This window comes from Planktothrix sp. FACHB-1355 (genome assembly GCF_014748295.1).
Classification (GTDB): domain Bacteria; phylum Cyanobacteriota; class Cyanobacteriia; order Cyanobacteriales; family Aerosakkonemataceae; genus Aerosakkonema; species Aerosakkonema funiforme_A.
On record NZ_JACJUP010000851.1, the window covers coordinates 1 to 3,215 of the forward strand.

Annotated in this window: 3 protein-coding genes; all 3 read left to right on the forward strand. The window is 45.1% G+C overall.

The window, feature by feature from the left end; translation table 11 throughout:
- Positions 1-346: 346 nt before the first annotated feature.
- Positions 347-1,714, forward strand: coding sequence for a CmpA/NrtA family ABC transporter substrate-binding protein (locus H6S82_RS25930; RefSeq protein ID WP_190462711.1), 1,368 nt, complete (start codon positions 347-349; stop codon positions 1,712-1,714).
- 88 nt (positions 1,715-1,802) lie between these two features.
- Positions 1,803-2,639, forward strand: coding sequence for a nitrate ABC transporter permease (ntrB, locus tag H6S82_RS25935; protein WP_190462713.1), 837 nt, complete (start codon positions 1,803-1,805; stop codon positions 2,637-2,639).
- Positions 2,640-2,756: 117 nt separating this feature from the next.
- Positions 2,757-3,215 (forward strand): ATP-binding cassette domain-containing protein (locus H6S82_RS25940; protein WP_191056934.1); only part of this gene is annotated, 459 nt, incomplete at its 3' end.

Sequence of the window (3,215 nt, forward strand, 5' to 3'; positions counted from 1 at the left end):
CAAGAAGTGCTAAAGTTACTTTTAACTCAGAAAAGTAACTGAGCCACTCAATTTAATAAAATCTACAGATGCCAAATTTGACGTCTGTAAAACGAACAAAGATTTGGACAATCTTCCAGTCTCAATGGCCGCAAATTGATAACCCAGTTTGCGGCTGACTGATAAAGCATGACTGTAGATAGCAGGAAACTTCATGACTGCTTGAAGTTGCCTGTGTTTACTGTGCCTGATGTGCATAACTGTTAACAATAGGGCTCTTGGAGTTATTCTCTAAGGCTTTTCCTTAGCAGTTTTGCAGTAATTTTGTTTGCGAACTTACTCGGAGTATTGATTGCAAGGAGATAATATGAGCCAATCTACCAATCCATTTTCTCGCCGCAAATTTCTCGTTACAGCTGGAGCTTCTGCTGTAGGTTCTGTTCTCCTCAAAGGCTGTTTGGGAAATCCCCCCGAAATGACTTCACAAAACACACAAAGCAGCCCCAGCGCTATTCCAGTTGCTAATGTCAGTGCTGGCGAAGCACCAGAAACGACAAAAATCAAGTTGGGATATATACCTATTGTAGAAGCAGCACCCTTGATTGTGGCAAAAGAGAAAGGCTTTTTTGCCCGGTACGGCATGACTGAGGTTGATATTGCCAAACAAGCTAACTGGGGTGCAGCTAGAGATAACCTAGAAATCGGGTCTGGTGGTGGAGGCGTTGATGGGGGTCAATGGCAGATGCCGATGCCTTATTTGATCTCGGAAGGCAAGATTACCAAAGGCAATGTCAAAATCCCCATGTATGTGCTGTGCCAGTTGAATACGCAGGGAAATGGAATTGCGATCGCCAGCAAACACAAAGGCAAAATCGGTTTAAAACTAGCCGGAACAAAATCAATTTTTGATGGCCTGAAAAGCAGCGGTACTCAATTCACTGCCGCCTATACCTTTCCCCACGCTAACCAAGATTTTTGGATACGCTATTGGTTGGCCGCAGGCGGTATCGACCCAGATAAAGAAGTCAAATTACTCACCGTACCCGCTGCCCAAACTGTTGCCAACATGAAGACGGGAACAATGGATGCGTTTAGTACCGGCGACCCTTGGCCTTTCCGCATTGTCAAAGACGGCATCGGCTACATGGCAGCATTAACAGCAGAAATTTGGAAAGATCACCCCGAAGAATATCTAGCGATTCGCGCCGACTGGGTGGATAAACATCCTAAAGCAACTAAAGCTTTATTAAAAGGCATTATGGAAGCTCAGAAATGGTGCGACGATTTCAACAACCGCCAAGAACTCGTGCAAATTTTATCTAGTCGAAACTACTTTGGCGTACCTCCAGAAGTTTTGCTCGAACCATTTATGGGTAAATACGATATGGGCGACGGTCGCATCATTGATGACAAATCAATGGCAACCTACTATTGGAAGGATTCCAAAGGCAGCGTTTCGTATCCTTACAAGAGTCACGATTTGTGGTTTTTAACTGAAAGCGTGCGCTGGGGTTTTCTCCCGGTAGATACGATGACGAATGCTAAGCAATTAATCGATAAAGTCAACCGCGAAGATTTGTGGCGAGAAGCGGCGAAAGAAGCCGGATTTGCTGCCGCCGATATTCCCACCAATACATCGCGTGGTATTGAAGAGTTCTTTGATGGCATCAAGTTTGACCCCGCCGATCCGATGGCTTATTTGAAGAGTTTGAAGATCAAGACAGTGCAAGTTTAGGGCGAAGACCAAGAAAGTTCCCCTGTTCCTGCTCCCTCCAGCCTCTCGTACTAACAACTACCTAATTTGAAGAAGGAAAATAGAATCAATGACAACTTTGCAAAGACGTCCAAGCTCTGCCGCTCAGAATAAATGGTTGGCTCAACTACAAAAACGATTTCCCGATTTGCTCCCTCCGATTGCCGCCATTACTATTTTCTTAATCGTTTGGCAGTTGTTTTCTTGGCTTCCGGGCGCAACCCTACCAGGGCCTATTAAAGTCGTTACAGACACCAGGATTTTGATTTTATACCCGTTTTACGATTTAGGCGGAACAAATAAAGGTCTATTCTGGCAAATTCTCGCTAGCTTGCAACGGGTTGCGGTTAGCTACATCTTGGCTGCCGTTGTTGGCATTAGCTTGGGCATTTTAGTAGGAACGAATAAAACTGTTTCCAAAGCTTTAGACCCGATTTTTCAACTATTGCGGACAGTACCGCCTTTGGCTTGGGTTCCCATTTCGTTAGCAGCTTTGCGACAAAACGAGCCTGCTGCTTTGTTTGTGATTTTTATCACGGCAATCTGGCCTATCTTGATCAATACAGCCGTGGGCGTGAAACAAATTCCTCAAGATTACAATAACGTTGCCAAAGTTCTGCAACTGAACCGCAAACAGTATTTCTTGAATATCCTCATTCCCGCTACACTTCCCTACATTTTCACAGGCTTGAGGATTGCGATCGGTCTAGCTTGGTTAGCGATTATTGCGGCAGAAATTGTGATGTCCGGCATTGTGGGAATTGGCTTCTTTATCTGGGAAGCATATCAAAATAACGCCATCAGCGAAGTAATTATAGCCCTGGTTTATATCGGTGTGGTGGGCTTACTGCTCGACAAATTTATGCTGTGGCTGGAATCGGTAATTATCGCCCAAGGACAGAAATAAAAAATGGGGCTAGACGCTAGGGCGTCGGGAATCGATTAATTCTCCCACTCTTCCCTAGCCCCTAATCCCCAATCCCTAATCCCTAATCCCTATTACCACTACCAATTAGCAATACCTATGTCTTTTTTTGTTGCTGTTGACCAAATTGAAAAGGTTTTCGATCTAGGCGATAATGGCAAATACATTGCGCTCAAAGGGATTGACCTCCAGATTGAAAAAGGAGAATTTATCTCATTAATCGGTCACTCCGGTTGCGGTAAATCGACGTTGCTCAACATGATTGCGGGTTTGGATTTACCCACAGAAGGCGTTGTTACCTTAGAAGGGGAACAAGTTAGAAAACCTGGCCCAGACCGGATGGTGGTTTTTCAAAATTATTCCCTATTGCCTTGGCGCACAGTAAGGGAAAATATTGGCCTTGCTGTTGATGCGGTGATGCCAGATTTATCCAAAGGCGATCGCAGCGCTATTGTGGAAAGACATATCGATTTAGTGGGATTGCGTCCGCATGGCGATAAACTGCCAGCCATGTTATCTGGGGGACAAAAACAGCGGGTGGCGATCGCCCGCGCCCTG

What these genes read in the sequence shown, in the direction of transcription:
- H6S82_RS25930 (WP_190462711.1), top strand. Translation starts at nt 347, where the DNA reads ATGAGCCAATCTACCAATCCATTTTCTCGCCGCAAATTTCTCGTTACA.
- ntrB (WP_190462713.1), top strand. Translation starts at nt 1,803, where the DNA reads ATGACAACTTTGCAAAGACGTCCAAGCTCTGCCGCTCAGAATAAATGG.